The 1321-nt window shown below is 65.2% G+C and carries 1 protein-coding gene and 1 other annotated feature; the gene reads right to left on the bottom strand.

Features of this window, described 5'->3' with window-relative positions; translation table 11 throughout:
* Positions 1-39: 39 nt before the first annotated feature.
* A protein-coding gene (locus ABQJ56_RS16870) for an IS3 family transposase (RefSeq protein WP_367846184.1) occupies positions 40-1271 on the bottom strand; the annotation gives its coding sequence in 2 pieces (ribosomal slippage) (positions 40-983 and positions 983-1271; 1233 coding nt in all).
* Positions 877-993: a sequence feature (AL1L pseudoknot), on the bottom strand. (Overlaps the previous gene by 117 nt.)
* Positions 1272-1321: the final 50 nt, after the last annotated feature.

Genomic DNA, 1321 nt, shown 5'->3' with positions numbered 1-1321 from the left:
TGAACCGCCCCGGTTTTCGTGGAGGCTGTTTGGTTTAAGTCAGGCCTCCACGGTGGCTGCCTGACTGGCGAGTTGCCGGTAGTAGTTTGCCTCGGCCTCTGCCGGTGGGATATAGCCGATCGATCCGAGCAGGCGGTGGTGGTTGAACCAGGCCACCCATTCGAGCGTGGCCAGTTCGACCGCTTCCCTGCTTTTCCATGGCGCCCGACGGTGGATCAGTTCGGCTTTGTAGAGGCCGTTGATGGTCTCGGCGAGCGCGTTGTCGTAACTGTCGCCCTTGCTGCCTACCGACGGCTCGATGCCCGCCTCGGCGAGGCGTTCGCTGTAGCGGATGGACACGTATTGCGATCCGCGGTCGCTGTGGTGGATCAAGGCGCTGTCCCGCTCGGGCTGGCGCGCGTAAAGCGCCTGCTCCAGGGCATCGAGCACGAAGTCGGTCTTCATCGAGGTGCTGACACGCCAACCCACGATGCGTCGAGCGAAGACGTCGATGACAAAGGCTACGTAGAGCCAGCCCTGCCAGGTCGAGACGTAGGTGAAGTCCGAGACCCAGAGTTGGTTCGGCCGCTCGGCCCGGAATTGCCGGTTGACCCGGTCCAGCGGGCATGGCGCCTTGCCATCGCTGACGGTCGTGCGCACCACCTTGCCGCGCATGACGCCCCGCAGCCCTTGTCGCCGCATCAGGCGCTCGACCGTGCAACGGGCCACCGCCATCCCTTCGCGCTGCAGCTGCTTCCAGACTTTGTCGGCACCGTAGACCTGCAGGTTGCCCTGCCAGACGCGCTCGATCTCCGGCAGCAGCAGTGCATCGCGTTTGGCACGGACGCAGCGACGGCGCGGCTCACGGACCTGCGCGGCATGGCGCCGATAGCCCGACGGGGCGATCTGCAGCACCTTGCAGATCGGCTCGACCCCGAACGTGGCTCGATGCGCGTCGACGAAGTCCCTCAGGACTTGAGCTTGCGGTCGAGCTCCGCCTGGGCAAAAAAAGCGCTTGCCAGCTTCAGGATTTCGTTGGCCCGGCGCAGCTCCTTGACCTCGCGCTCCAGCTCTTTCACGCGCCGCGCTTCGGCCGTGGTCACGCCCTCGCGCACGCCGCTGTCAATCTCATGCCGTTGAACCCAGGTCAGCAGCGTCTGCGGCACACAGCCGATCTTCGGGGCGATCGACTCCACCGCCGTCCACAGCGAGGGATACTCGCCGCGGTGCTCCTGCACCATACGCACCGCTCGCTCGCGGACCTCAGGGGAAAACTTCGTGGACTTGTTCATGGCTCCATTCTCTCAAGAGTGGGAGCCTCCACCGAACCCGGGGCGGTTCA

This window comes from Rhodanobacter geophilus (assembly GCF_040812275.1).
In the GTDB taxonomy this organism is placed as follows: Bacteria; Pseudomonadota; Gammaproteobacteria; order Xanthomonadales; family Rhodanobacteraceae; genus Rhodanobacter_A; species Rhodanobacter_A geophilus.
This window is presented reverse-complemented; position numbering and strand designations above follow the sequence as displayed.